Consider the following 26,640-nt stretch of genomic DNA (forward strand, 5'->3'; position numbering starts at 1 on the left):
TTTTTAAATGTTTATCATATTTCCCATATCCCAAATAGGCATAAATATTGCCAATACTATCCAAAGAATTAATCCCATAATTATGATTAAAAATATAGGTTGTATTAAAGATATTAGTAAATTCATTTTATCATCAAATCTATTTTTGTAAATCTTTTTTATTTCATCTATTGTAATACTTAAAGAGTTAGAAACCTCACCTGTATTAATCAGATTTAAAACTATATCATCAAATATTTGTGTTCTTAAAAAAGAATCATTGATACTTTCACCATTTTGTAATAAGTTATCAATTATATATATTTTATCTAAAAGATATTTGTTTTTTAATAAAATTTTTGAAGAAATAAAAGCTTTATGAAATTCATAGTTTGATTTTAACATTATATCTATTACTAAAAATAGTTTATACAGTTGCATATATAAATAAATATCTTTTATTAAAATTATTTTTTCAACAAAAAACTTATCAATTTTATATTCAAAATTACTATTTTTTTTATAAAAAAAACTTATTAATAGTAAAAATAACAAAAAAACTAAAAATAAATATAAAAAATAGTTTTCAAAAAAATATTCAGTTTGTAATAAAATCTTAGTAGCCAAAGGAAGTTCATTTTGAGTTTGAGAAAAAATTATTTTAAATTTAGGAATTACAAAACTAAAAATTGCAAATAAAGAAAGGAAAAAACTTATAACTAAAATAATTGGATAAAATATCGCCTTATAAAAACTCTTTTTTATCTCTTGGTTTTCTATCAATAGTTTACTTAAAGCTTTAATATTTAATGCAATATTTCCTGTATCTTGAGAAATTTTTAAAAAAGATAAAATTATTTGATTTATCTTAAAGTTTTCAAGATTTTTATCTATTGCTTTTCCATTTGATAATGAATATTTTATTGTATTTAAAAACTCAACAATTTGTTTATCTTTTTTATTTTTAATTAAAATATCTAAAGCATCAGATATATTTATATTTGATTGAAGCATTAAACTTAGTTCATAAAAAAGTAAATTTAATTTTTTTTCATTTATTCTTTTTTTTCTTCTAAAATCTATTTTCAAATAATTCTTGTATTCTTTAATTTCTATAATATTTTTTGGTAATTTTTCTTTTGATAAATCTGAAGTTTCTAAAATGATTTTTTCTATTTTTTCTTCACTTTGATATTTAATTTTATATTTTTTCACTACAATGTAACCACTTTATAAACTTCCTCTAAAGAAGTAAGATTTTGTGATACTTTACTTTTTCCATCATCTAAGAGTGTTTTAAAATTTACTGTTTTTAGATATTCTTTAAATTCAGAAATTGAAGCTTTTTTGAATATCAAAGATGAAATATTTTCATCAACTTTTAAAATCTCAGCGATACAAGATCTATCATAGAACTTTGTAAAATTACATTTTATACAACCAACTGAACCGCAAAATTTACAATAATTTAAAACTAATCTTTGAGCCATTATAAGTTTTAAGGTAGTTGAAATCAAAAAAGGATCAGCTTCCAAATCTATAAGCCTTGAAATAGTTTCTATAGTTGAATTTGCATGAATACTCGCAATTACCAAATGTCCAGTCAAAGAAGCTTGTAAAGCAATATTTAGCGAAAATTTATCTCTTATTTCTCCAATAAATATAATGTCAGGATCTTGTCTTAAAATATTTTTCAATACAACTTCAAAACTAAGTCCAATCTTTGAATTTATAGGAATTTGACAAATAGAATCAATTTTATATTCAATTGGATCTTCAACTGTAATAATCTTTTTTTCTTCACTATTTAATTCTTTTAATATGGAATATAAAGTTGTAGTTTTTCCACTTCCAGTAGGACCTGAAATCAATATTAAACCTTGAGTTAATTTCAAACTTTCTTTCAGAACATCCAATAAATTTATAGATAAGCCTAAAGTTAGAAGATTTTTATTTATATTTTTATTATCTAAAATTCTTAGAACTATTGATTCAGCTTCTAAAGTAGGCATTGTTGAAACTCTAAAATCATATTTTTTATTTTCTATAGTTAAAGAAAATCTTCCATCCAGAGGAAGACGTGTCATGGTCATATCCAAATTAGAAATTAATTTTATATAAGATGAAATCAATCTAAAAAATTCTTCTTTAAATGTAAAAAAAGTTTTTAATTTTCCATCTACTCTAAATTTAAATACAACTAATTCTTTATATTTTTCAATATGAATATCACTTGCACGAACTTCTATTGAAAAAAGCAATAATTCATCCAAAAATTGATTTACATATTTTTCAAAACTATTTTGAAAAATAGATTTTGTGCATAATGTAAAAAGAGAAATTTTTCTATCTAAATTACTCAGAATAAATAATAATTCTAACTCATCAACCTCTTCATAACTTATTAATTTTACAAAATCGTTCTTTATACTATTTAAATTTGAGCTTTTACAAACAGCTACTTTCAAATAAATATTATCTTCAAAAAGAGGAACAATTTTATTTTTTATAAAATACTCTGTGTCATATCTTTCGAATAATGAATAATCAATCAAGTTTTTTAAGATACTCTTCATTTAATAACTCCAATTTTATCTCTTCATTTTCATTTTTTAAAACAACAAAATTTCTCTGTATTTTTATAAGTTCTAAACCATTTATTTTTTCATTTTTCTTAACCCAAATATTATTTATAAAAGCATAATCTGCAATAATTGCATTTATTTTTAAATCTTTTTTTTCAAATTCTTTATTAGTTAATTTGTTTATATTTTTTTCATTCTTTATTTTTGATATATTTTTAATATAAAAATTATTTAAATCTATATTTAAATCAAACAAAAAATCTCCAGTATTTTCTTTATTATTTAAAAGTAAAGAATTTATTTTTGTAAAATTATTTATATTTTCTATCTCTTTTAAAAAAAATAAAATAGATTTTTCTTTAGATAAACCTTTTAAATTTATAAAATTTTCATCTCTTTGACTACTAAGAATTGTGATATTATTATTTTTAGATAAATTTTCTAAAGTGGAAAATAATTCCAAAAATGAGCCATCAAATCTTTCATTTTTTTGAGTAAAAGAATTTAGTTTATAAGACAAATCATCTTTTTTATCATCAATATTTTGAATAATGAAAAAATATAAAGAAATAAAAATTAATAAAGGTAAAATATAAAGTTCAATTTTTATTTTTTTAGAACTATTTATAAATTTATTATTCAAAAATTTTAACATTAATAATTACTTCATAAAGATTTTTTTCTTCTTGGAAATTTATAGAAGAAGAAATAATATTTTTTCTATTATTCTCAAAAAATTGATAAATATTTTCCTTAGTAAATGAATTTAAAATAACTTTTGCATCATTTTTTCTATATTCTAATTTTATCAATTTTAAATTATTTAATTTTATATCTCGTAATAAATAATCTAATTTCTCTTCTAAACTAAAAAAAAGATACTTATTATTTATCGTTTCTTTTTCTATTTTATTTAATATTTCTGAATTTTCTATTTTATTTTTCTGAGGAAAAATAATAAAAAATGAAAGAATAATAAAAAAAATATATCCTAGATAGAAACTAAAACTATAATCCTTTTTTAAATTTATATTTTTTAAAGTTGTTGTTATTTTTTTTCTTTGATAAAGTTCTTTTAATTCATCTAAATATTTATTATCAATTTGTTTGTAATTTTCTATTCTAATTTTTAATTTTTTATTTAAGTATTCTATAAATTCTTCTATGGATATTTTCAAACTTATATTTTGAAAATAATAAAAGAAACCATTTTTATATAAACAAAAAAAATCATCACATATATATAAATCTATTTGATTTTTAATTATTTGATTTTCATAAAAAAGTTCAAAAACTTGAAAATCAAAATATTTGTATTTATTTTTTAAAAGAAATACTTGATATAAACTCAATTCTGTTATAAAATTTAAATAGATTTTATCTGTTTTATTTAGAGTAATATCATTTATTTTCAATGAGCTATTAAAAAAATTTTTTAGATTTTTATCTTTGATCTTTTCTGAAACTTCAATTTCAAAAAAAGTAAATTGTTTTAAAGGAGAGAATTCATTCATATTAATGCTCACATTTTTATAACTTTTTTAATTATTTAAGTATATAAAAATGAAGCTTAATTATAATAATATATATTATTATAATTTTAAAAAGATTATTATAAAGTTATATCATAACCTAAAGCTTTTAATCCTTCTTTATTTTTTGTCCAACCTTTTTTAATTGAAACAAAAAGTTCTAAGTAGCATTTTTTACCTGTTAATTTTTCTATTTTTGCTCTTGCATCTTTACCAATTCTTTTTATAGCAGTTGCACCTTTACCAATAATCATACCTTTTTGAGTATCTTTTTGTACAATTATTGTTGCTTTGATAACATCAACATTACTTTTTTCTTCTACTTTATTTATCATAACATCAGCTTCATATGGAATTTCATCACTAATATTTTCAAAAATTGCTTCTCTAATAAATTCTTTAAAGATATCTCTTAAATGCTCAGTAGTTATAATCTCTGGATCAAATAAATAAGGGTGTACAGGTAAATATTTAACAACATTATTTAATATATCTGATTGTTTTGTTTGTTTTTTTATAGAAATAGGAATAATACATTCATAATTATTACTAAATTTTTCATACTCTTTCATCTTTTCAATAATCTGTGCATTTGATACAAAATCTATTTTTGTGAGAAGTAATATATGTTTAACATTTTTTTTATTTTTTTCTAAAAAATCTTCATAATAAGAAATTTTATCTGTAATTGGAGCTAAATATAAAATTAAATCACAATCTCCCATAGCTTTTAAAGCTTCATCTAACATATATTGATTTAAAAGTTTTTCCGTTTCATGAATACCTGGAGTATCAACAAATATAATTTGATCACCATTATGCATAACTATTATATTTGATCTTTTTCTTGTAGCATTTGCCTTGTGAGAAACCATTGCAATCTTTTCACCTACAAGCCAATTTAAAAGAGAACTTTTTCCAGCATTTGGACGACCAACTACTGAAACATATCCGCATTTTGTCATTATTTACCTTTATTAATTAATAGTGTAATATTACCATATTTTTATTCCAAAGGGCTTTAAATAGTCCTTTTATCTTCTTCTAAAATTTAAACTTTGTAAAATATCATTTTTTGTAATTATTTCATTATCATTTAGATCAGCAATTGTTCTAGCAACTTTTAAAACTTTATTTATACTTCTAAAAGATAATTGATAATTAAATCTTGCTTTTTCCATAATAATTTGACTTTCTTCATCTAAAATACAATATTTTTTTATATCTTCATCAGCTAATTTACCATTTAATTCTTTTTGACCTCTATTTTTTTGTTTTGTAAATGCTTTTATTACATTTTCATGCAATTCTTTAGATGTCACTCTATTTTTAGTATCATTAAAACTATCATTCATAACTAAATATAAATCTATTCTATCTAAAAATGGTTCACTTAATCTATTTTTATACCTTTGGATTTCAAGTTCATTACATCTACACTCTTTTACACTAGACAGGAGATTTCCACATGGACAAGGATTCATAGCTGCTATAAAAATAAATTTAGTTTCATATAATATTTTATTATTAACTCGAGAAATCAATATTTTATTATCTTCCAATGGTTCTCTAAGTGCTTCTAAAACTGATTTTGGGAAATGAGGTAATTCATCAAAAAATAAAATACCATTATTACTTAATGCAATTTCTCCCATCCTTGCATTTGAACTTCCGCCGCCAAATATTGAGGATTTGGTACTTGAATGATGAGGAGAACGAAAAGCTCTCAATGGAATAAAATCCACTTCTTTAAAATCCAATGCTTGGAGTTTAGCTTTTTCTAAAATTTCTTCTAAACTCATTGGTGGCATAATATATCTCAATCTTTTAGAAATCATAGATTTACCACAACCAGGACTTCCTTCCATTATCAAATTATGATTTCCAGCAGCACTTATCATAGCAGCGAATTTTGCCATATCTTGACCTATCACATCTTTGAAATCTTCCAAATAATTTGTATCATAAAAATACTTTTCATCTTCTATTTGTAAAGTTTTATATTTAATATCTTTTTTTTCATATAAATATTTTTCTTTATCTTCTATTTTTACAAATTCAATAGCATCATTTAAATTTTTTATTTTATAAATTTCTAAATTAGGAATATTTACTAATTTTTTTGCACTTTCTTCACAAACTACAACTTTATTAATTTGCCCTTTTTTTGATAAAGATAAAACTAAAGGGAAAATCAAACTTGTATCTTTAATATTACCATCGAGTGCTAATTCACCAAAAAAATAATAATCACTAAAATCAATTTTATTAGTATCAAAAAAAGCTATTTGTAAAGCAATTGCTAAATCAAAATGAGTCCCTTTTTTAGATATTTCAGAAGGAGATAAATTTATTGTAATTTTCAAAGGAGGAAATTTAAAACCATTTATTAAAAGTGCTGATTTTACTCTGTCCCTTGATTCGCTTATGCTCGTACTAATCATACCTACTATTGTAAAATTTGGTAAGCCTTTGGTAAAAGTTGATTCAACATCTATACATATTGCATCAATTGTATCTAAAGATGCTGATTTTATGATTTTCATATTTTAAACCTATTTAATAATATTATAAATTATATTTTACCTTTAAAAAAATAAAATACATCTTTTATATTAAAAGCTGAAAATTCTAGTTTTATAACTTTTTTTTTAACTTCACTTGATATAATAGGCAAAAAATCTAGGAAGACTTTATTATGTCAGAAATTATGAACTGCCCTGAATGTAATCATGAAATATTAACAAGAATGGGAACAATTTGTCCAAATTGTGGTTATACTGTGGGATATTTTAATGGAGATGGTAAAAGAAAAAAATATGGTAAATTTTTTGCATTAACTGTATTCATACCATTTATCTCTTTTGTAACTATTCTATTTGCACAAATGAATAAATATACAATGATAGTTGGAATTGCAATATTCTTTTATTTAGCAATAAAATCTTGCCCATTATTATTTAAAGATATATTTTTAACAAAATTTGAAAGAATATTTTTTTGGTTAGTTTGGATTTTTGCAAATAGTTTGTTATTTGCTTTAATATTTAATATTTTAAAGAAAGGATTTGAAGGATAAAAATTACTTTTTATCTTTCATTCTCTTTTTCCACTCTTTTTCAAATTTTTTTCTTTTTAAAATAGATAAATTTTCAATAAATAAGTGTCCTGATAAATGTTCCATTTCATGTTGCCAGGCAACAGCTAAAAAATCTTCACATTCCATCGTTTGTTTATTTCCATATCTGTCGAAATATTCAACTATGATATGTTGAGCTCTTGTTACATCTTCACTAAATCCAGGGACACTCAAACAACCTTCTGTGAAAATTTGAGTTCCATCTTTATGTGTAATTACAGGATTAATTGCTTCAATTAAATCTTTTTTATCTTGAATATCTTCTTCATTAGGAATATTTATTATTAAAACATTTAGAGGAAGTGCAACTTGAATTGCAGCAAGCCCTACCCCATTTTGAGACATCATTGTTTCATACATATCATCTAAAAGTGTATGCAGTTCTAAATCAAACTGTACTACATCTTTAGATTTTAATCGAAGTAATTTATTTGGATAAGTTATAACTTCTCTAACCATACTATAATTTCTTATTTATGTTTTGCTATAACTTCGTCAATTAAACCATAAGCACAAGCTTGTTCAGCACTCATAAAATTATCTCTATCTGTGTCTTTTTCAATAACTTCTAATGGTTGTCCTGTTTGCTCAGCTATCATAGCATTTAAAGTATCTTTCATTCTTTGAATCTCTTTTGCCTGAATTTGAATATCAGTAGCTTGACCTTGAGCTCCACCTAATGGTTGGTGAATCATGATTCTTGAATTTGGTAAAGAATATCTTTTTCCTCTCGTTCCAGAACTCAATAAAAATGCACCCATTGAAGCTGCTTGTCCTATACAAATAGTACAAACATCAGGTTTAATATAATTCATAGTGTCATAGATAGACATACCACTTGTAATTACTCCACCTGGAGAGTTGATATATAAATAGATATCTTTATCTGGATCTTCAGCTTCTAAGAAAAGTAATTGTGCAACAACAGTTGAAGCTACTGCATCATTTATCTCTCCACTTAACATAATAATTCTATCTTTAAGAAGTCTTGAATAAATATCATAACTTCTCTCTCCTCTTCCTGTTTTCTCAACTACATATGGTATATAACTCATAATTAATCCTATATTATTTTCCTAATTTTTCATCTAATAATTTAGATATAACTTTCTCTTCAATCATAGACATTTTAATTGCAGGTAAATATCCAGCTTCTTGATATTGTTTTACAATTTCTTGTGGATTTTGTCCCATTTGCATTGCTTCATAATAAAGAACTTGCATAACTTCTTGATCACTTACTGTTACGTTTTCAGCTTTTGCAAGAGCATCAATAATAAATGTTGCTTTTACTGAATTTACTGCATCTTCTTTTAATTCATTTCTGATTTCTTCTACTTTTGAAGCGTCTTCTTTTAATGTATTGATTTCGTCTTCACTCATTGCTCTAATTTTGTTATTTAAAGCAAAATTGATTTCTTGATCAACTACAGAATTTGGTAATGCAAATTCTATTCTCTCAACTAAAGTTTCTAAATACGCAGGTTTTAATTCTTCTCTATAATATTTAGATTTTGCTTCAGCTTTCATTTGCTCTTTAACTTTTTCTCTTAAATTATCAATTGTTACATTTTCTTCACCTGGTAACATTCTTTGAGCAAATTCATCATTTAATTCAGGAGTAACTTTTTCTTGAATTTCATGTAAAGTTACTTTAAATACAGCTTCTTTTCCTGCTAAATTTTTTGCTTGATAAGATTCTGGGAAAGTTACAGTAATATCTTTTTGCTCATCATATTTCATACCAACAACTTGATCCTCAAATCCTGGGATAAATGAACCTGAACCAATTTCTAATGGATATTTTTCAGCTTTTCCACCTTCAAATGCAACACCATCAACGAAACCTTCAAAATCAATTAATGCATAATCTCCATCTTTTACAGCTCTTTTTCTTGCAATTTTTGCTAAAGGAGCAGAAGATGCAGCAATTTCAGTTAATCTTGCATCTATTTCTTTTACATCTATTTCTTTATCTTCTACTGCTGGAACTAAAGATTTATAATCACCTAAATCTATATTTGGTTTACAAGCAACTGATACTTCAACTTCAATTGAACCATCTTCTTTTTTATCAAATTTTGTAATACTTGGTTCACCAATTAGATCTTCATTTTTAATGTCTAATAATTTTAATCCATCATTTAAAACTTTTCTTATAGCATCAGATTCTGCATCTTCTCTTAATTTATCTGCAAATCTTTGTTTTACAACAGCAACAGGAACTTTACCTTTTCTAAATCCTTGAATGTTCATAGTTTTAGAAGCTTGTTTTGCAACTTTTTCTAAATTCGCTTCTATAATCTCTTTTGCAACAGTTGCAGTTATAACTGCATTAGCTTCATCAACTCTATTTGCGTTAAATTCCATTAAATTTACTCCGATTGTTATAATTTTAACCGAGATTTTATCTAAAAATTACTAAGGCTTTACTAAAATACCTTTTTTTAAGGAGTCTAACTTGCATTTCATATATTATAAAGTACTATTTTTGATGTTAATACCTAGTTTTATATTGATGTATTTTATATTAACTAAACATAATAAATTAGAAAAATATTTTTCAAAAAATGCTTTAAAAAAATTAAGTATTTCAAATCAATACTTTTCAAATAAAAGTAGAAACATTACTCTTTTTTTATCTTTAATTTTTATGATTATTGCTTTAGCTCGCCCAGTAACACATGAAAAGATAAATAATTCGCAAACTAAATTAACTCCTATAATAATTGCTATTGACGTTTCAAAGTCAATGAAAGCTGTTGATTTATATCCAAATAGATTAGAATTTGCAAAGAAAAAACTATTAAATATTTTGGATAATTCAAAAACTCAAGCCATAGGATTAATACTATTTGCAAAATCTTCATTTTTACTTTCTGCTATAACTGAAGATTTTAATTCTCTAAAAATTTTAATAAATAATCTAGATTCTGGGATTAATTTTGATAATGGAACAAATATATATTCAACTTTAGAAACAACAAATAAATTGTTAAAAAATTATTCAAATAAGAATCTTCTTTTATTAACTGATGGCGGAGATAAAGAAAACTTTGAAGAGGAAATAGAATTTGCATTAAAAAATAAGATAAAAATTTATACATTAGCTCTTGCAACAAAAAAAGGTTCAGCTATAAAAGAAGAAAATGGAAATTTTTTAACATCAAAAGATGGAGATATTGTAAATGTTAAACTGAATCAAAATATAAAAGATTTAAGTTTAAAAACAGGTGGTGGTTATATAGAATATTCATTAAACGATAGTGATATAAATCAAATTCTAGAAGATATAAACTCTAAGTCAAATAAAGAAAGATTTGAAGATAGAAAATATAAAACATATACTGAACTCTTTTATTATCCTTTAGCAATCGCTATATTTTTACTTTTGATTGCTTTTTCATCAATACCAAATCTAAACAAAACAAAACTTGCAATTTTTATTTTATTTATTAATTTTAATTTTACAAATTCACAACTTTTTGCCTCATCAATTTTAGATTTTGATACGATAAAAGAGGCAAATAAAGCTTATGAAAATAAAGAGTATAAAAAAGCTTCAAAAGAGTTTGAAAAACTTGATTCAAATGAATTTAGAGATTATGATTTAGCAAATAGTTTGTACAAAGAGAATAAATTTAAAGAAGCTATTGAGTTATATAAAAATATTAAAACTTCATCAAATGATTTAGAGTTCAAAAAACTTCATAATTTAGGAAATGCTTATGCCAAAAGCAATGATTTACAAAATGCAATAAAAAATTATGAAGAAGCATTAAAACTAAAAAATGACTCAAAAACTAAAGAAAACTTAGAATTAGTAAAAAAACTTCAAAAAAACAACCAAAATCAAAATAATCAAAATGATAATGAAGAAAATAAGAATCAAGAAAATAAAAACCAAGATGATAAGAATAATCAAGAAAATAAAAAGCAAGAAGATAAAAATCAAAAAAACAATATAAACTCAAATAAAAAAAATAAAGAAGAATTAAAAAAAGATAATGAATTAAATAAAAATCAACAATCAGAAAAAAAGGAAGAAATTTCAAATTTTGAAGAAGAAAAATGGATTAAAGAGTTAGAAAATCAAAAAACAAATTCTTTACTAAAAAAAATGGAATCTTCAAAAGAAGATTCCATCTCAAATCCTTGGTAAAACAAAAGATTAATAATCTTTTGTTTTTCTCATTTGTAAAAGTTCTCTTTGAACAGAAATATTTATATCTTCATTTGCTTCAAAATCTAAAGAATAATTTCTACCATCATAATCAACAGAATTTAAAATAATCTTCATAGCTTCTAATCTTGCAAGATGTTTATCATCACTTCTTACTATATGCCAAGGGGCACTTCTTGAAGTTGTTCTTCTAAGCATCTCATATTTTTTTTCAGAAAATTCATCCCATAAATCTTGTGCTTGCATATCAACTTCAGAAAATTTCCATTGTCTTAAAGGATCATGAATTCTTCTATCAAATCTTCTTTTTTGTTCTTCTTTTGAAACAGAAAAATAAAGTTTAATTAAAATCATTCCTTGTCTTACTAAATCTTGCTCAAAATTTACAATATCTTCCATAAAAATTTCATGTTCTTCAGGAGTACAAAATCCAAAAATTGGCTCAACCATTGCACGATTATACCAAGATCTATCAAATAACACTATTTCTCCACCTGTTGGGAAATGAGTAATATATCTTTGTAAAAACCATTGATTTTTTTGAGTTTCTGTTGGTTTTCCAAGAGCAACAATTCTGTAATGCTTATTATTCATATATCTTGTGATTCTTCTAATTGCTCCACCTTTTCCAGAAGCATCTCGCCCTTCAAAAAGAATAATCATTCTTTTATTCTCTTTTTCAAGCCAATCTTGAAGTTTTATTAATTCTATTTGATATTTTTTCAAAGCTTCTAAATCATAAATCTTTTGAACGCCTTCTGTTAAAACTTGTGAATTTAGTTTTTTATAATCACCTAATATTGACTTGAGAAATTCATTTTCTTCCTGTAATTGTTTTAAGGCTTCATTATCTTTCACTACCAATTTTTCTTCCTTTAAAGCATTTGTTTCTTCTGTTTTTGATACAATTGAGTCTTTGAATGCTTGCATTAAATCTACTGCATCTTTTCTACTTAAATTATCTCTTTTTGCATAACCTAAAACTTTTACATATCTCTTTTTATCATATTGAAATCTAGCAATATATTTTTTACCAAATTCAGGATGAGCTTCTTTTGAAATATATAATCCACTATAATTTGTTCTTTCAAATTCATTTAAATTCATTAATGCAACCTTGCGAACTTATTCTCATGTTCCATATTCTCTATTTCTGCTGTGCCACTTATCAATATAGAATCATCAATTTTAAATATATCGTCATTTGTTTTTTTATCATAATTTATATTTTTTAAAATATGTCTAATACAATTTAATCTAGCTTTTTTCTTATTATCACTTTTAATTACAATCCATGGGGCAATGTCTGTATTTGAGGCCATTAACATAGAAAATTTAGCTATTGTATATTTTTCCCATAAATTCTGAGATTCTTTATCGACAGGAGATAATTTATATTGTTTTAATGGGTCAACTTCTCTTTTTTTGAATCTTTTTAGTTGTTCTTTTTTTGAAACTGAAAAATAAAATTTCATCAAAATAATTCCTGATTTTACTAACATTTTTTCAAATTCAGGAACTTCTCTTAAAAATTCATGATGTTCTTCTGTTGTACAAAATCCCATTACAGGTTCAACTCCTGCTCTATTGTACCAAGACCTATCAAATAAAACTATTTCTCCTGCACTTGGAAGATACTGTGTATATCTTTGAAAATACCATTGAGTTTTTTCTATATCACTTGGTTTTTCTAAGGCTACAACTCTTGCACCTCTGGGATTTAAATGCTCAGTGATTCTTTTTATAGTTCCACCTTTTCCAGCCGCATCTCTTCCTTCAAAAATCATTAAAATTTTAAGACCATTTTCTTTCACATAATTTTGAAGTTTTAAAAGTTCAATTTGAAGTCTTGTTAATTCTTTTTCATATTCTAAGGTATCTTTCTTAACCCAAATCTGAACTTTTTCAACTCCATTTTCTTCTTTTTCTTTTAATTCATTTCTTTTTCTATCTCTGTTTTTATAATCATGTTTTATCGTTTCTTCCGCATCAATAACTTCCATATCAGAAAATTCATGACCTATTATATTTCGTTCTTGCCCCGACATTAATCTCTCCTTGACTCCTATGAAAGTCTTTCTTTGTAATCATTATATCCAAAGTTTTTAACAATTTGATAACAATTATTGTCTTGTTTTATTACAATTGAAGGTAACTTTATACCGTTAAAAGTTGTTGTTTTTACCATTGTATAATGAATCATATCTTCTAAAATAATTCTATCTCCCACTTTTAAAGGCTCATCAAAAGAGTAATCACCAATAATATCTCCAGATAAACAAGTATTTCCACCTAGCCTATAAGTATATGCTTTTTCTTGTGCAACACCACTATTTCTAATCATAGCTCTATAAGGCATAGCTAAAGTATCAGGCATATGTGCTTCTGCACTTGTATCTAAAATTGCTAAATCCATACCATTGTGAATTATATCTAAAACAGTTGCTACTAAATAACCAGTCTGCCAACCAATAGCTTCACCTGGCTCCATATAAACTTTTAAGTGTGGATATCTTAATTTGAAATCTTTTAAAAGTTTGATTAATCCTTCAACATCATAATCAGCTCTAGTAATATGATGACCACCACCAAAATTTACCCATTTTAGTTTGTCAAAATATTGGCTAAAGTTTTTCTCAAAAGCTGCAAGTGCACCTTCAAGTGCATCAACATTTTGTTCACAAAGTGCATGAAAATGAAAACCATCTAAAAATTCAAGTTGTGTTTCATCAAAATTTGCTTTTGTTGTTCCCATTCTTGAAAATGGTGCACAAGGATTATATAAATCTACTTCAACTGAAGAGTATTCAGGATTTAATCTAATTCCTAAAGATACTTTCCCAAAAGCTTTATCTTTAAATCTTTTTAATTGACTAAAAGAGTTAAAAACAAGATGATTTGAAATAGCTATAATTTCATCTATCTCTTCATCTTTAAAAGCTGGACTATAAGTATGAACTTCTCCACCAAACTCTTCTTTTGCTAAAATTGCTTCATGAAGTCCTGAAGCACAACAACCTTTAAGATATTTTTTACATAAATCAAAAGTTGAATGCATTGCAAAACCTTTAAGAGCAAGAAGAATACTGATATCAGCTTCATCTTGAACTCTTTTTAAAAGTTTTAAATTTTTTTCAAGTAATGTTTCTTCACAAACAAAAGCTGGACTTGGAAGCTTATCAAAGCTATCTACTGTTGTATAACTATTCTTCATAGGCTATAAAATCTTCTTTCCCTACTCCACAATCTGGACAAGACCAATCTAGGGGTAAATCTTCAAATGCAGTTCCTGCCTCAATCCCACTATCAGGATCACCAACAGCTGGATCATATATGTAGTCACAAGCTGTACAAATATATTTTTGCATAATAAACTCCTCTATTTAAGTTTATTATAACTCTAAAATTTTCCAAGGAAGACCTTGAGTCATTAACTCATCCATAAATGGTTTTGCATCAAACTCTTCAATGTTAAATACTCCTGTATTTTTCCAAATACCTTTGTAAAGTAATTTAGAACCAATCATTGCAGGAACTCCTGTAGTATAACTTACAGCTTGTGCTCCTGTTTCTTTATAACACTCTTGGTGGTCACAAACATTATAGATATAAACTTTTTTTGGTTTTCCATCTTTAATACCTTCAATGATACATCCAATATTTGTTTTACCAACAGTTCTTGGTCCAAGGCTTGCTGGGTCTGGTAATAATGTAGTTAAAAATTCAATTGGAGTAATCATCATTCCTTTATGTTCAACTGGCTCAATTCCTAACATTCCAACATTTTGTAAACAATTCATATGTTGAATATAAGCATCACCAAAAGTCATAAAGAATCTAATTCTTTTTAAACCTTTAATATTTTTTGATAAAGATTCTAACTCTTCATGATATAGTAAATAAGATGGTTTTACACCGACTTCTGGATAATCATGCTCAACTCTAATTTCTAAAGGAGTAGTTTCAATCCATTGACCATTTTCCCAATATCTACCATTTGCAGATACTTCTCTTAAGTTAATTTCTGGATTAAAGTTTGTTGCAAATTTATAACCATGGTCACCAGCATTACAATCCATAATATCTATATAGTGAATCTCATCAAATAAATTTTGTTGAGCATATGCACAAAATACTCCTGTAACACCTGGGTCGAAACCTGAACCTAATAATCCCATAATTCCAGCTTCTTTAAACTGCCCATCTCTTTCCCATTGAAGTTTATATTCAAATTTTGCTTCATCTGGATGTTCATAATTTGCAGTATCTACATAATCAACTTTACATTTTGTACAAGCGTCCATTATTGTTAAATCTTGGTATGGTAATGCTACATTTAATACTAATTTTGGATTTACTTTTTCAATTAATTTTACTAATTCATCAACACTGTCAGCATTAACACTTGCTACATCGATTTTTACACCTTGATTTTTTAAAATATCAGCAGCAATTGCTTCACATTTAGAAACTGTTCTAGAAGCTAATGTAATATGTTCAAATGTGTCAATATTCATTGCACATTTAACAGTGGCTACTCTACTTACACCACCTGCCCCAATAATTAAAATACCTTTTTTGCTCATTTTATTCACTCCGATATATTTTTATGTAACCATTATACAGTTTTAAAGTATAAGAACTATTGAAAGAAAAACTCTTTCGTTATTTAATAACAATTCGATTACAATTAACAAGCTTTTAATAATTTGTTATGTAAACTTCGTCTTTAAGTTATGGGGATGACTTGGTATCGATTAGAGCAGTGAGTATTAGTTGCATGTCGGCCTGAACATGCCGTTACGCGGTTCATTTTTTTTAGACGCAAACAATACAAATTACGCTCCAGCTTACGCAAAAGCTGCGTAAGTTTAACAACTTATTGACTCGCCTAACGGCTTGAGTCTCGGAGGCTAGCACTACAGATTCTATCTATGTAGATTATCGCTGGTTCACCCTAGATAGATTATTTTTGAAGGATTGATTGAACTTCAAAAAGAAATTCCAAATCTTAGCTTTTTGATTGCTTCGGGAGTTGAGTTGTCATTAAGTGAAATTTTTCAACTCTGCTAAGCATGTAGACGCTAATATAAGCTGTTTTAAGACTGCGGTTCGATCCCGCACATCTCCACCAATAACTTTTTCAAATTTCTTAAATCCTAATCAAACTTCATCAAACCTCTTTACAATCGGGCTTTCTAAAGGTATAATACTTTTTCAACAATTATCAATTTTAATCAATAATTGTCAAATCAGGTTACTAATAGGTTACTAAAATGGCATATGTAAATTCAAAAAAATTTGGCTCTACTGTTCAACATTATAAAAAAGAAAATGGTGATATTAGTTATTACATTACATACAAAGATGAATTTAACAAATTAAAAAGAATTAAAGTTGGTGATAAATCACAAGGTATAACTGAACCTTATTGCAATAGAAAAAGAAATGAGATTTTAAATAAAATTAGATTGGGAGAAGATATTCCAATCAAACAAAAAAAGAGAGATTCTACAACGCTTAATAGCATTGCAGAAATATATTTTACAGATAAAAAATCAGCTGAAAAAAGAAAATCAAAATATGATATCCACATCAAGCCAGTTTTTGGAAATTCAAATGTAAATAGCATTAAAAGAGAAGATATTTTAAACTTTAGAAACCACATACTAGAAAAAGGAAAATCTTTACAAACAGCAAAAGGAATTATCCAATTAATTTCTACTATTTATAATTATAATATTCAAGAAAAATCACTAAAAATATTTAATCCTGCAATTGGGATAAAATGGGATAAACAATATAAGATAGATAATACAAGAGAAAAATATCTTGACCTAAATGAGATTAAATTATTACTCTCTAAAATATCAAACAACCCTACTCTTTTATTGTTTGTAGAGCTTTCACTACAAACGGGTGGAAGATTAGAAACTATCTTACATATTCAGAAAAAACATATAAATTTTCAAGAGGGTTCAATTCAACTAAAAAATCTAAAAACAAATGACACATACACAGGTTTTATTCAAGATGAACTATCAAATAAATTAAAAGAAATTTGTGAGAAATTAAATGTAAATGACTATGTTGTACATTTTGAGAAAGGTAAAAAATCTACATCAAGACAAATTCAGAATCGTTTACAACCCATAATAAATGACCTTTTTAATCAAGGTTTAGAAAAAGATGATTCTAAAAATAGAACTGTAATTCACACACTAAGACACACTTTTGCATCTCATTTAGCAATTAATGGAACTCCTATTTTTACAATAAAAGAGTTAATGAATCACTCTGATATTGAACAAACAATGAGATATGCAAAACTTGCTCCTGATTCTGGGAAAAAGAATGTACTTAATCTTTATAAGTGATTTTACTTTAATATAAATAAGTTTTATGGACTCAGATTACTTTAATATTTATTTACAATTATTGATAAGCAATTTCTGAGAATAAACATTTATGTTAATTTAAAATTAATAAATAAAATATTAAAATCATCAAGCCTTTATAAACTGGCTTGACATTCTCACCTTTTTGGTATGCTAAAATGTTTATTATACAAACTATGTTTTGTTTTTTAATAAAGGAACAAACTTAGGTAGAGAGAATTATTCTAAATATATTGTTCTAAAAGATTAAATTACAAGGACATACACAATGGACCCTCAGCAAAAAGATAGAATGATAAATTCTATAATAAATCAGTTACAAATAAAAGATGTTGTTATTAAAGATAAAATGTTTAAAATAGTTAATGAAGCTATTTTAGTTAATTACGATTCACTTAAGTTGTTAGCTAAAAGTCTCAAGAATATTTTAGAAATTCAACATAGTAAAATATTGAATGTAATAGCTAAATCTTTAGGTTATCAAAATCATCATTCTATGAAAGCTAGTTTTGATAAATTAAATTCTAAAGATTTAAAAATACAAATAAATGAAAATGATTCAGTTTTAAAGAAGCTTTTTTTAATTAAAGATGAGTTTATAAAAAAATTTGGGATTGAAAAAACTTATATTTTAAGTGTACCATCTAACAAATTTGAATTCAATTTTGTATTTAATAAAAAAGGCTTAACTTTAAGAAGTAAAGAAAAAATAGAAATAAATAGATATTTGAATTCTTATGGAATTGAAGTATATAAAACTTACATTACTATTTCTAAAATATCTAAAGATAGTTTAATAAAAATAGCATTTAATATCCTAAATAAATATAAGAGCTTTTTTGAGCCAATTTGGTATGAAAATAATGATAAGTTAAATAATTATATCCATTTAACAAAAAATTGGTCTATGCTCTCTTATATTGATATAAAAATAATTAATAATTCTTTAATAGTTGATAGTTATTCAAGTGATTTAGCTGATAAAGTAATCATCAATTTTTTAGACTATATTTTTAATTTTGGTACTTTAAAGGATATTGAATTTTTTGAGAATTGTTTAAAACAAAGTACCATATTAATTTCTAAAAAAGATATTAATAAACTTGAAGATTTAGCAAGAGTTTATGATTGGGAAAATCAACAGATTTTAAGTTCTTTTATAAAAAGTGGAACTGAAGATATTGGAGAAACTCTTGAAGATATTAATTATACCATTTCAATAATGGAATACATGAGAACTCCTTTAAAACAAATTGAAATTACTAATAATAAAACTATTAAAGAGATCATTATTGATAACTGTGTTTATTTTTATAATTTGGGAAATAAATATAATAAGAATATCATTAAAGAAAAGCTATTTATAGAGTTATTAAAAAAAGAAAAAAAAGATTATTTTGATATGATGGAAGATATTGAGGATACTGATATTTACTTAACTCATCACAATATATGCAATAGTATAGAGAAAATCACTGATGAGATTTTTAATTTTTTGAATATGTATAAAAACTCAAAAAATATTTAATAATATGCGTAGAAAAAATAAATAAATTTTTTACTAGAGAGCTTTTCTCTAGTAAAATATCTTAACTTTCAAAAAGTAAATTTAAATCATCAAAACTTATTGTTTGGATTAACCTATATTTTCATTTGTTCTTATCAACTTTTAATACTCTTAAAATATTTATAAATATAATTATTTTTTATATTTACCTCTATCAGTCAATAATGTTGTATTATTAATTATTTGTAAAATACAAATAATTATTGTAATTAGAATTACACTAGAAGCAATATTGATAATATACATAAATTCTCTTTTATTTATTTTTTCATCTTCTATTGTTTCTATAAATTTTATTTCTTTGGGTAAAAATAAATTTGAAACAGATTTCACAAATTTTTCATGTTCTTCAAGTAATTTTTCTTTATCATTCAATGAATTTTCTATTTTTAGTTTATATCCTTCTGTATTTAACATAATAATATCTTTTGTTGTAATATAAAGCATTATAGACATTAATACAATAACTGACGCAAACATTTTTAATGCATTTATTGATAAATTTATATCTTCTTTGGTATTTGTTTTAAACATAAAAATAAATATACTACTTACAAATAACATACTAAAACTAATAACATTTTTAATAGATTCTCTATAATCCATATAAATTGTAGAAAGAAGAATAGTAATAAAAGATAATCCTAACATCAATATTAAGATTCTTTTTAAATAATTTATATTATTTCCTAACCATTTATTCAGTTCTACTTTAATTATTATAATATATAAAACTACTAATACTATTATGTTGAACAATATAAATATATTTTTATTTATGTTTGGGAAAGGTAAATATATCAAGAACAAGAAAAAAAATAATGTACCTATAAAAGAAAAAAGCAAAATTTTTTTTGCAAAATTTTTTTCTCTAAGTATATTTAACATACTAAAACTCCTATTTTAAAATATTTTAGGAATTTTAGCAAAAAGAAATATATTTTAATAAAAAGATTACATAATTATTGATATTATCCAATATAATAAATAATTTTTTATACTTGTAAAATTTTGTTTAAATTTTGTTTATATTCTGTGTGTCCTTTTATATATTCTGTTACATCAATATTATCAATTTTTTCATTTTCTATAGGATGTCTACCAATGGGATCTCCAAATTCAAATTTAACTCCTTCTCCTACTTTGTAAAGTGTTTGTAGAACCGTATCATTTTTACTATAATAGTTTCTTATCTTACCACTTACACTATTATGGAGTTCACTCCAACATACTCTACTATCATCATTTTCACAATTTTTATCAACGGCTCCACCTAGAAGATGAACATCTTTAATAAAATATTTATCTTTGGTTTTTAAAGAGGCTAAACATGAATAAATAACTCTAGCTCCTAGAGAATGTCCAATCAAAATATACTCTTTATCTGTTCTTGCTATAATATCAGCTAATAATGCTCCTGTTTGGTATGCTTTTATACTTGCAACCGACCATGGATTTGTTGCTAATCCTAAAGTTTGAATAGCTAAACCTAAAGGTGCAACTTTTGTAGCAACAGCCTTTGAAGCAGATAAAGTAGCTTTAAGAGTAGTATTCTTTAAACCTTCACTACTTATTACCTGACCAAATGAAGTTACTAAACTCATTAATCTTTTTGATTCCCATTTAACATAATAAATAGTGTTTTTTTTATATTTTTCTTCTAATCCATCAATCCAAGGTTGAGTTGCATTTTTATTTTCTTCATTTAAAAAACCATCAATACAAATAATGATTGGTTCAATACCTGGCTTGATTTTTACTATTTCAAATCCATCAATATCCCCAAAATAACTATTAGATATAACTGCTCCATAACGACCACCTAAAGCACTTCCAGGTAACAACAGCAACTCCTCCTGCCATTCCAAACCCTCCAGCTGCTAATGCACCTCCTCCAAGGGTTGCCAATCCTGCATTTGTTGCAGCTGCACCAGAATATCCTAAAATACTACTAGCTCCTATAGCACCACCTATAGCTGGTGCCGCCAAGAAAGCAAGGGGAGCTATTACAGCTGCTCCCCCAAGAGTAAAAGCAGCTGTAGTTCCAATCTTTTTGTAATTTAGTTCCGTTCTTTCAACAATATCACGATACTCACCTATACTTTCTAAAGACCAATTTAGAGATTCAAATTTTGCAATTTGTCCTTCATGAACAGCACAAAAATTATTAGACCACATACCAATATTTTCATCTTTAAGCTCTGAATATTTTGCTTTATTATTACACGCTCTACATTTAACAATTTCATGTCCGCAGCCATCACAAATATAAATATTTCTAGATAAATTATTCTTTTCTTTTAGTGTACAAGTATGAATTTCAAAGCACCATGAACAATAACTTTTTATTTGTTCTAATCCTGAATCTAAAAATTTATCAGACATACTTTCAAGATTATCTTGAGCTGCTTTTTTGGTTTTATTTGCAATATCATTTACATTATCTAATATTTGATTTGGAATATTTTCTTTAATTGAATCTGAAGTATTTTCTACAGCTTCTTTGGCTTTTTTAGCAATCTCTTCTGCTTTTTTCTTTAAATTACTTAACATATTAATTTATCCTTATATATAATTGATAAGTATATTAAATAAATTTATCAATATTTTTTCTTTCCATTTTATTTCCACACTTTGAACAAACTGGACTCATCGCTATTAAATCTTTAGGACTAAAAGCATCACTTCGAGGAGCAACAATTTTGCTAGAACCACAATTTGGACATACTAGTTTATATGGATTTGGTTGAATAGCCATAAATCTATACTCCTTAGATTGTATTACTAATTTAAAGTATAGAAATATGAGCCATAATTTGTCTCAATTTGTATTTCTAATATACGTTTACATTCCCATGCCATTACCTCTAAAGAATCAAATTTATCTAATTCTAATGGATACTTTGGAACTTTATTTATTATCCTATTTTTTCTTATTATAGGCATTAAATCTGTTTCACAATTTCCTCCATTAACAATTACATTATTTATTGTTAAATTTGCATCTAAAGAATTTATTTCAAAAAGAGCATTTTTAGGTGTTTTACTTGTTTTTACATAAATTTCCATTGGATTTTCTGGTTTAATAAGTGGTAAATTATTTTTCTTTGATGAATTATTCTTAGAATTAGATATAAATTGAGTACATATAGTTAATAAATTATTAAGCTCACTTGTAGAATTTGTTGGCTCAAAATAAAAACCTCCTATAGATGAAGCTACATAAAATCTATCTGCTGTTTGTAAATATTTTAATATTTCATTCCAATTCGAAATATCATCTATATTTTTTACATTAAGAGGAGAAGCAAATGTTCTTCTTACATTATCAATAGACATAATAGCATACACATTCGTTGGATTTATTTTTCCTATAGAATCTTTTAATAAAACTGAACTTTGTTTTTTGTTACAACTAATTTCAAATACTTGGTTTTTTTCATTTTTGATTGAGAATATATTAGTTCCCTGAATATTACTACTCTGCCACACATCTGCAATTAATACACTACAAAAAAATAGTATTATTGATATACTTTTTTTCATTTTTTATCCTTTTTCTATTTTAATATTTTTATTTCTCTAAATAATGATTTCTTTTTTATTAATAAACTTTTACATTGTATATTCCGTACAACTCTCAACAATACCTTCTAATATTTTTTGAGAATTTACTGGCTCAAAAGTATATTTTTTACCATTTTCAGCCTCTATTACAAAATGTTTAGAATTTTGTAACCAATACATAAAATTACTCCAAGCTGTATCATCACTACTTGTTCTTTCATCTATGCTAATATGAGTTGGTGTAATTATTTTTCTTTCACCATCAAAAATTACATTAATAACTCCTCCTAATCCAATTTCAGAATCCATTAAATTAATACTTCCACCTTCAAAGTTACAAGCGATTTCTAATCTACTATTATTCTTATTAGATATGTGATACAGTGAATTCCCTTGATGCCATCCATTTTCCCAAAAATCTTTAGATTCTGAAACTTGATTATTTGTTTGTATATTTTCCTTCTCTTCAGAACTTGATTTACTGTAACAATCTTCAAAAACATTAATTAAATCTTTTGAGTTCTTAGGAGTAAACATAAACATATTATTTTCAGCTTTAACAAAGATATTATTTGCATCTGTTAGCTCATGTAAAAAATAGTTAAAATTATGTGTTTCTTCTTCTGATGATATATTTTTATATATCATAGTTGGAAAAATTGTCGATTTTTTACCATTTAAAGATACAGTAATATTATCAGTAGTATAACTTTTATTATCACTACCCAATAAACCTATCAATGCAATTTCTTTATCACAAGTAAGCATAAGGCTTTCATCTTTAGTATTTTTTAAAGTGTATACCGAAATTTCCTTAGTTTTTACAATATCCCATTTATCTTTTGTAAATAAACTATTTGCAGCATTTTTCAAATTACCTAATTTATCATCTGCAAACAAACTACCTATTAACAATACTAAAATTAGTAACTTATTCATATATTTATCCCCCATTTTCCTTTTGCAAATTTCACTTCATCACTATTGGGATTTGTAAAATGCCATCCTAATTCTAAATAGTTTTTAGCTGTCATTTCATTACCTTTTATTCCTAACCAAATTTGTAAACCTAAGAAAACTAAATTTAATACAATAATCAATCCCAATGATTCTTCTTCATCATACATCATTGAAGGAGCAATAATATAAACAATCCCTAGAGATAATAGTATTCCTCCCCAAATATATAACCTTCTTAAAAATAATGGTAATCCAAAGAAACTAGAAAATAGAAATAATATCCAGCTCCATCCTACTTTAATTTCTTTTACTTCTCCAGTTTTTGGATTAGTCATCTCAATTTTCATTTTAATTCCTTGTGCAATTTTTATTAATAAACAATATCTATAAAAAATATTTTTTTACAATACTAAAAACCATATACATCTACATAAAATTCATCTTTTTTATCTGTACTCTCAACAGTATAAGTTATAGGCAAAGTACGTAAATCATCATTACCAATCATTTTAAAATTAGCAGCACATTCATATCTATCAATACTTTTATCATGTTTAGTTGTTCTTATTGCCTCTATTTCAAACTGCAATTTAGATATTAAAGAATTTAAACCTTGTTCTTTAAGTTCATTTTTTGCAATATCTATAACTAAATCTTTTGTTACTGCATCTGAACATTTTGGTGTACTACTACACCCAATAAAACTAAGACTAATTATCCCTAAAATTAAAGAATTAATTTTTTTCATTTATTTCCCTTTTGTAATTTCTCTTGTTATTACAAGTTGTAAAAATAATTTTAACCTAATAAACTTAAAACTTGCTACTACAAGTTAAAAAGGTTCGAATTGAAACATATCTACGATATGAATGATACTTACATAGATGATTTTCATAAAATTATTGGTCAAAATGTGAAAAAAATAAGAAAAGAAAAAGGCATAAGTCAATTAGATTTAGCTCACCGAATTGGTCATAAATCAGTTAGTATAATATCTTGTGCAGAAATAAATCACAAAAACAATCATTTTAATATAGAACATTTACTAAAAATAGCATATGTTCTTGAAGTTGATATTTGTGAATTTTTTAAAAAATATGAAAGTTAATATTTTAATTTTTACTCTTTAATTCTTATCTACACTTCTTGGTCTTCCTACATTACTTTTATTCTTAGGTGCAATACCCCTTGTAAAAGCTCTATCTTTAGTATTTGTTTTTAAAGAGTCTATACTTTGTTCATCTTTACACAAATAAGTTAATACTTTTTCATCAAAAAGCTTTCTTTTATTTTCATCATTATACTCTATCACTCCAATAGCCTTATTTTCTTTATAATCGTTTTGATTACAATTGTGATAAATTCCCCTACCCTTTGCAATGTTATCTTTCCAATACTCTCCTATTTTTTTACCTTTTGTAACATCCTCCCTAACTTTTTGACCATCATAGATTGCTAACATATGAAAATGAACTCCTTTATCTTCTCCTACTTCTTTTTTTGCCACATAACCAACCATTCCTTCAAATACTGTTGGTTTCGATCTTTTATTATTTAACATTGTTTTAAAATTCTTATTAGCCTCTTCTAAAGTTACATTATCCTTATGTTCTTTTTTATAACCTAAATCTACCCTAACCATATTCAATCTTGAATAATTTTTTGATAAGTCATCTATATACTTTTTTGTACTTTCCAATCTTTGGTTAGTTTTTTTGTTTTCTTTCATTTTCAATCCTTTATATTTATATTTTTATTCATATAAAGTTTTGAATACAGAGTGATCAATAAATTAATGATTATAAAGGTATCTATTACTTATCTTGGTATCTACTAATATAATATTTATAATTACTTATATATTTATTAATATTACTTATAACATTAAAACCTAAATTATTTCACTATTCCATAATGATGTATACATTCTATATTATGGTTGTTTTATTATCTTTAATAATTGTATTTACAATATACAAAGTTATGGAAAAAGAAAAAAGAAAATCTATCCACAACCCAAACCCTTTGAGGTTTAGGCTATTTTATTTTCTGTTCAATTTCTATAAAATCTTTCTAATTCGTTTTCTCTCCTTTTTATCTTTGATATTTTGGTAATATTTTTGCAAGAAATTTAATCCCTCTTTTGTCCAACCTTTGAAGTTATTTTTGGATTCTTTATAAATGTATTCATTTTTTAACATTAAGAAGCCTTTTTAATTACTGATAATCTAGTAGGTTTAAAAGATAAATCCCTTTCAACACCAAGTCCAAGACTTCCTTTTATACTTTTAATCTCTTCTAGTGAAAAGTATCCAAGTTCAGCTCCAAAGGGAGAGATTACATATCCAAAGCAGATATTATTATCTATTGAAATTTCAGTAATAAACCAAGTCCAACCCTCTAAAAATAGCTTTACATAGGCTATTGGATTGTTCTGTTCTTCTGTTTCATAAAGTTTTGGAATACGATTTAATAGGTTTTTTGGTATTAATTCCATTTTTATTTATTTCCTTTTAGTTTTAAATTCATTATTGTGTTAGAAACTGTTCTAATAGCTATTACATTTTCATAATCAAAGCAGAGCAAATAAGATTGATTTTCTTTAAAGTTTTCAAATGCTTCATTTAGATTTTTACCTCTTCCATTACCTAGAAGTTGCATATTATTAGTTAGCTTATGGGAGTTATCATAGGTAAAGCCATCTTGGGTATAAAATAGATAGTTTTTCAT

The 26,640-nt window shown here is 24.9% G+C and carries 31 protein-coding genes and 1 other RNA gene; 6 read left to right on the forward strand and 26 right to left on the reverse strand.

Annotation, left to right across the window (positions count from 1 at the left end):
- Positions 1-3: 3 nt before the first annotated feature.
- From ADFLV_RS11025 to ADFLV_RS11050, 6 genes are all read right to left on the reverse strand, one after another.
- A complete protein-coding gene (locus ADFLV_RS11025; RefSeq protein WP_014474855.1) occupies positions 4-1,194 on the reverse strand; it encodes a type II secretion system F family protein in 1,191 nt (396 codons plus the stop codon).
- Entirely contained in the window at positions 1,194-2,555 is a 1,362-nt protein-coding gene (locus tag ADFLV_RS11030; RefSeq protein WP_129011234.1) for a GspE/PulE family protein, read from the reverse strand. The genes ADFLV_RS11025 and ADFLV_RS11030 overlap by 1 nt, the downstream gene beginning before the upstream one ends.
- A complete protein-coding gene (locus ADFLV_RS11035) occupies positions 2,527-3,219 on the reverse strand; it encodes a hypothetical protein (protein ID WP_129011235.1) in 693 nt (230 codons plus the stop codon). Before ADFLV_RS11035 ends, ADFLV_RS11030 begins: the two co-directional genes overlap by 29 nt.
- Positions 3,200-4,078, reverse strand: a complete 879-nt coding sequence (locus ADFLV_RS11040; RefSeq protein ID WP_129011236.1) for a hypothetical protein — start codon at positions 4,076-4,078, stop codon at positions 3,200-3,202. Before ADFLV_RS11040 ends, ADFLV_RS11035 begins: the two co-directional genes overlap by 20 nt.
- 98 nt (positions 4,079-4,176) lie before the next feature.
- Positions 4,177-5,061 (reverse strand): GTPase Era, encoded by an 885-nt coding sequence (gene era, locus ADFLV_RS11045; protein ID WP_014474859.1) that lies wholly within the window; start codon positions 5,059-5,061, stop codon positions 4,177-4,179.
- A 69-nt stretch (positions 5,062-5,130) separates the two neighbouring features.
- On the reverse strand, positions 5,131-6,642 hold the full coding sequence (locus ADFLV_RS11050; RefSeq protein WP_129011237.1) for a YifB family Mg chelatase-like AAA ATPase: 1,512 nt from the start codon (positions 6,640-6,642) through the stop codon (positions 5,131-5,133).
- Positions 6,643-6,794: 152 nt separating this feature from the next.
- Between ADFLV_RS11050 and ADFLV_RS11055 the strand changes: the two genes are divergently transcribed.
- Positions 6,795-7,175 (forward strand): hypothetical protein, encoded by a 381-nt coding sequence (locus ADFLV_RS11055; protein WP_014474861.1) that lies wholly within the window; start codon positions 6,795-6,797, stop codon positions 7,173-7,175.
- Between the two features lie 3 nt (positions 7,176-7,178).
- On the opposite strand, the gene def is transcribed toward ADFLV_RS11055, so the two are convergent.
- The 3 genes from def to tig are packed head-to-tail and all read right to left on the reverse strand — an operon-like array spanning position 7,179 to position 9,605.
- The gene (def, locus tag ADFLV_RS11060) at positions 7,179-7,694 is read right to left on the reverse strand and encodes a peptide deformylase (RefSeq protein WP_129011238.1); all 516 of its coding nucleotides are present in this window, start codon (positions 7,692-7,694) and stop codon (positions 7,179-7,181) included.
- Positions 7,695-7,705: 11 nt separating this feature from the next.
- Positions 7,706-8,290 (reverse strand): ATP-dependent Clp endopeptidase proteolytic subunit ClpP, encoded by a 585-nt coding sequence (clpP, locus tag ADFLV_RS11065; RefSeq protein ID WP_014474863.1) that lies wholly within the window; start codon positions 8,288-8,290, stop codon positions 7,706-7,708.
- Positions 8,291-8,303: 13 nt separating this feature from the next.
- Positions 8,304-9,605, reverse strand: coding sequence for a trigger factor (gene tig, locus ADFLV_RS11070; RefSeq protein WP_129011239.1), 1,302 nt, complete (start codon positions 9,603-9,605; stop codon positions 8,304-8,306).
- Positions 9,606-9,696: 91 nt separating this feature from the next.
- Between tig and ADFLV_RS11075 the strand changes: the two genes are divergently transcribed.
- Positions 9,697-11,397, forward strand: coding sequence for a VWA domain-containing protein (locus ADFLV_RS11075; RefSeq protein WP_164968507.1), 1,701 nt, complete (start codon positions 9,697-9,699; stop codon positions 11,395-11,397).
- A 9-nt stretch (positions 11,398-11,406) separates the two neighbouring features.
- Here the strand turns inward: ADFLV_RS11075 and ppk2 (ADFLV_RS11080) are convergent, their stop codons facing one another.
- From ppk2 (ADFLV_RS11080) to ADFLV_RS11100, 5 genes are all read right to left on the reverse strand, one after another.
- Positions 11,407-12,525 carry a polyphosphate kinase 2 gene (ppk2, locus tag ADFLV_RS11080; protein ID WP_129011241.1) on the reverse strand — a complete coding sequence of 373 codons (1,119 nt, stop codon included), beginning with the start codon at positions 12,523-12,525 and terminating at the stop codon, positions 11,407-11,409.
- A complete protein-coding gene (gene ppk2, locus ADFLV_RS11085) occupies positions 12,525-13,421 on the reverse strand; it encodes a polyphosphate kinase 2 (protein ID WP_412486508.1) in 897 nt (298 codons plus the stop codon). Before ppk2 (ADFLV_RS11085) ends, ppk2 (ADFLV_RS11080) begins: the two co-directional genes overlap by 1 nt.
- Before the next feature lie 62 nt (positions 13,422-13,483).
- Complete coding sequence (gene nspC / locus ADFLV_RS11090) at positions 13,484-14,632, reverse strand: carboxynorspermidine decarboxylase (RefSeq protein WP_129011243.1); 1,149 nt, start codon at positions 14,630-14,632, stop codon at positions 13,484-13,486.
- Positions 14,622-14,786, reverse strand: coding sequence for a rubredoxin (gene rd / locus ADFLV_RS11095; RefSeq protein ID WP_129011244.1), 165 nt, complete (start codon positions 14,784-14,786; stop codon positions 14,622-14,624). The genes nspC and rd overlap by 11 nt, the downstream gene beginning before the upstream one ends.
- A gap of 24 nt (positions 14,787-14,810) precedes the next feature.
- On the reverse strand, positions 14,811-16,004 hold the full coding sequence (locus ADFLV_RS11100; RefSeq protein WP_129011245.1) for a saccharopine dehydrogenase family protein: 1,194 nt from the start codon (positions 16,002-16,004) through the stop codon (positions 14,811-14,813).
- A 152-nt stretch (positions 16,005-16,156) separates the two neighbouring features.
- Between ADFLV_RS11100 and ssrA the strand changes: the two genes are divergently transcribed.
- The 3 genes from ssrA (at position 16,157) to ADFLV_RS11115 (ending at position 19,344) form a co-directional block, all read left to right on the forward strand.
- Positions 16,157-16,552: a transfer-messenger RNA gene (ssrA, locus tag ADFLV_RS11105) on the forward strand.
- A gap of 142 nt (positions 16,553-16,694) precedes the next feature.
- Entirely contained in the window at positions 16,695-17,795 is a 1,101-nt protein-coding gene (locus ADFLV_RS11110; protein WP_129011246.1) for a tyrosine-type recombinase/integrase, read from the forward strand.
- Positions 17,796-18,084: 289 nt separating this feature from the next.
- The gene (locus tag ADFLV_RS11115; RefSeq protein WP_129011247.1) at positions 18,085-19,344 is read left to right on the forward strand and encodes a hypothetical protein; all 1,260 of its coding nucleotides are present in this window, start codon (positions 18,085-18,087) and stop codon (positions 19,342-19,344) included.
- A gap of 171 nt (positions 19,345-19,515) precedes the next feature.
- Here the strand turns inward: ADFLV_RS11115 and ADFLV_RS11120 are convergent, their stop codons facing one another.
- The 8 genes from ADFLV_RS11120 to ADFLV_RS11155 all read right to left on the reverse strand — a co-directional run bounded on the left by ADFLV_RS11120 (position 19,516) and on the right by ADFLV_RS11155 (position 24,658).
- The gene (locus tag ADFLV_RS11120; RefSeq protein ID WP_172658797.1) at positions 19,516-20,271 is read right to left on the reverse strand and encodes a hypothetical protein; all 756 of its coding nucleotides are present in this window, start codon (positions 20,269-20,271) and stop codon (positions 19,516-19,518) included.
- 107 nt (positions 20,272-20,378) lie between these two features.
- Entirely contained in the window at positions 20,379-21,227 is an 849-nt protein-coding gene (locus tag ADFLV_RS11125) for a DUF726 domain-containing protein (protein WP_164968508.1), read from the reverse strand.
- On the reverse strand, positions 21,178-21,936 hold the full coding sequence (locus ADFLV_RS15250) for a hypothetical protein (RefSeq protein ID WP_129011250.1): 759 nt from the start codon (positions 21,934-21,936) through the stop codon (positions 21,178-21,180). Before ADFLV_RS15250 ends, ADFLV_RS11125 begins: the two co-directional genes overlap by 50 nt.
- A gap of 34 nt (positions 21,937-21,970) precedes the next feature.
- On the reverse strand, positions 21,971-22,141 hold the full coding sequence (locus tag ADFLV_RS11135) for a TFIIB-type zinc ribbon-containing protein (protein ID WP_129011251.1): 171 nt from the start codon (positions 22,139-22,141) through the stop codon (positions 21,971-21,973).
- Positions 22,142-22,167: 26 nt separating this feature from the next.
- Positions 22,168-22,929 (reverse strand): hypothetical protein, encoded by a 762-nt coding sequence (locus ADFLV_RS11140; RefSeq protein WP_129011252.1) that lies wholly within the window; start codon positions 22,927-22,929, stop codon positions 22,168-22,170.
- 69 nt (positions 22,930-22,998) lie between these two features.
- On the reverse strand, positions 22,999-23,889 hold the full coding sequence (locus tag ADFLV_RS11145; RefSeq protein ID WP_129011253.1) for a hypothetical protein: 891 nt from the start codon (positions 23,887-23,889) through the stop codon (positions 22,999-23,001).
- Positions 23,886-24,257 (reverse strand): hypothetical protein, encoded by a 372-nt coding sequence (locus ADFLV_RS11150; RefSeq protein ID WP_129011254.1) that lies wholly within the window; start codon positions 24,255-24,257, stop codon positions 23,886-23,888. Before ADFLV_RS11150 ends, ADFLV_RS11145 begins: the two co-directional genes overlap by 4 nt.
- Before the next feature lie 62 nt (positions 24,258-24,319).
- Positions 24,320-24,658, reverse strand: a complete 339-nt coding sequence (locus tag ADFLV_RS11155) for a hypothetical protein (RefSeq protein WP_129011255.1) — start codon at positions 24,656-24,658, stop codon at positions 24,320-24,322.
- Between the two features lie 99 nt (positions 24,659-24,757).
- Here ADFLV_RS11155 and ADFLV_RS11160 point away from each other — a divergent pair, with 99 nt between their 5' ends.
- On the forward strand, positions 24,758-25,018 hold the full coding sequence (locus tag ADFLV_RS11160; RefSeq protein WP_228712381.1) for a helix-turn-helix domain-containing protein: 261 nt from the start codon (positions 24,758-24,760) through the stop codon (positions 25,016-25,018).
- A gap of 18 nt (positions 25,019-25,036) precedes the next feature.
- Here the strand turns inward: ADFLV_RS11160 and ADFLV_RS11165 are convergent, their stop codons facing one another.
- The 4 genes from ADFLV_RS11165 to ADFLV_RS11180 form a co-directional block, all read right to left on the reverse strand.
- Positions 25,037-25,639 (reverse strand): YagK/YfjJ domain-containing protein, encoded by a 603-nt coding sequence (locus ADFLV_RS11165; RefSeq protein ID WP_228712382.1) that lies wholly within the window; start codon positions 25,637-25,639, stop codon positions 25,037-25,039.
- Between the two features lie 331 nt (positions 25,640-25,970).
- Complete coding sequence (locus tag ADFLV_RS11170; protein ID WP_164968509.1) at positions 25,971-26,111, reverse strand: hypothetical protein; 141 nt, start codon at positions 26,109-26,111, stop codon at positions 25,971-25,973.
- Positions 26,111-26,407 (reverse strand): DUF2958 domain-containing protein, encoded by a 297-nt coding sequence (locus ADFLV_RS11175; RefSeq protein WP_129011257.1) that lies wholly within the window; start codon positions 26,405-26,407, stop codon positions 26,111-26,113. The genes ADFLV_RS11170 and ADFLV_RS11175 overlap by 1 nt, the downstream gene beginning before the upstream one ends.
- Before the next feature lie 2 nt (positions 26,408-26,409).
- Positions 26,410-26,640, reverse strand: coding sequence for a hypothetical protein (locus ADFLV_RS11180; RefSeq protein ID WP_164968510.1), 231 nt, complete (start codon positions 26,638-26,640; stop codon positions 26,410-26,412).

Source organism: Arcobacter defluvii (genome assembly GCF_013201725.1).
Lineage (GTDB): Bacteria > Campylobacterota > Campylobacteria > Campylobacterales > Arcobacteraceae > Aliarcobacter > Aliarcobacter defluvii.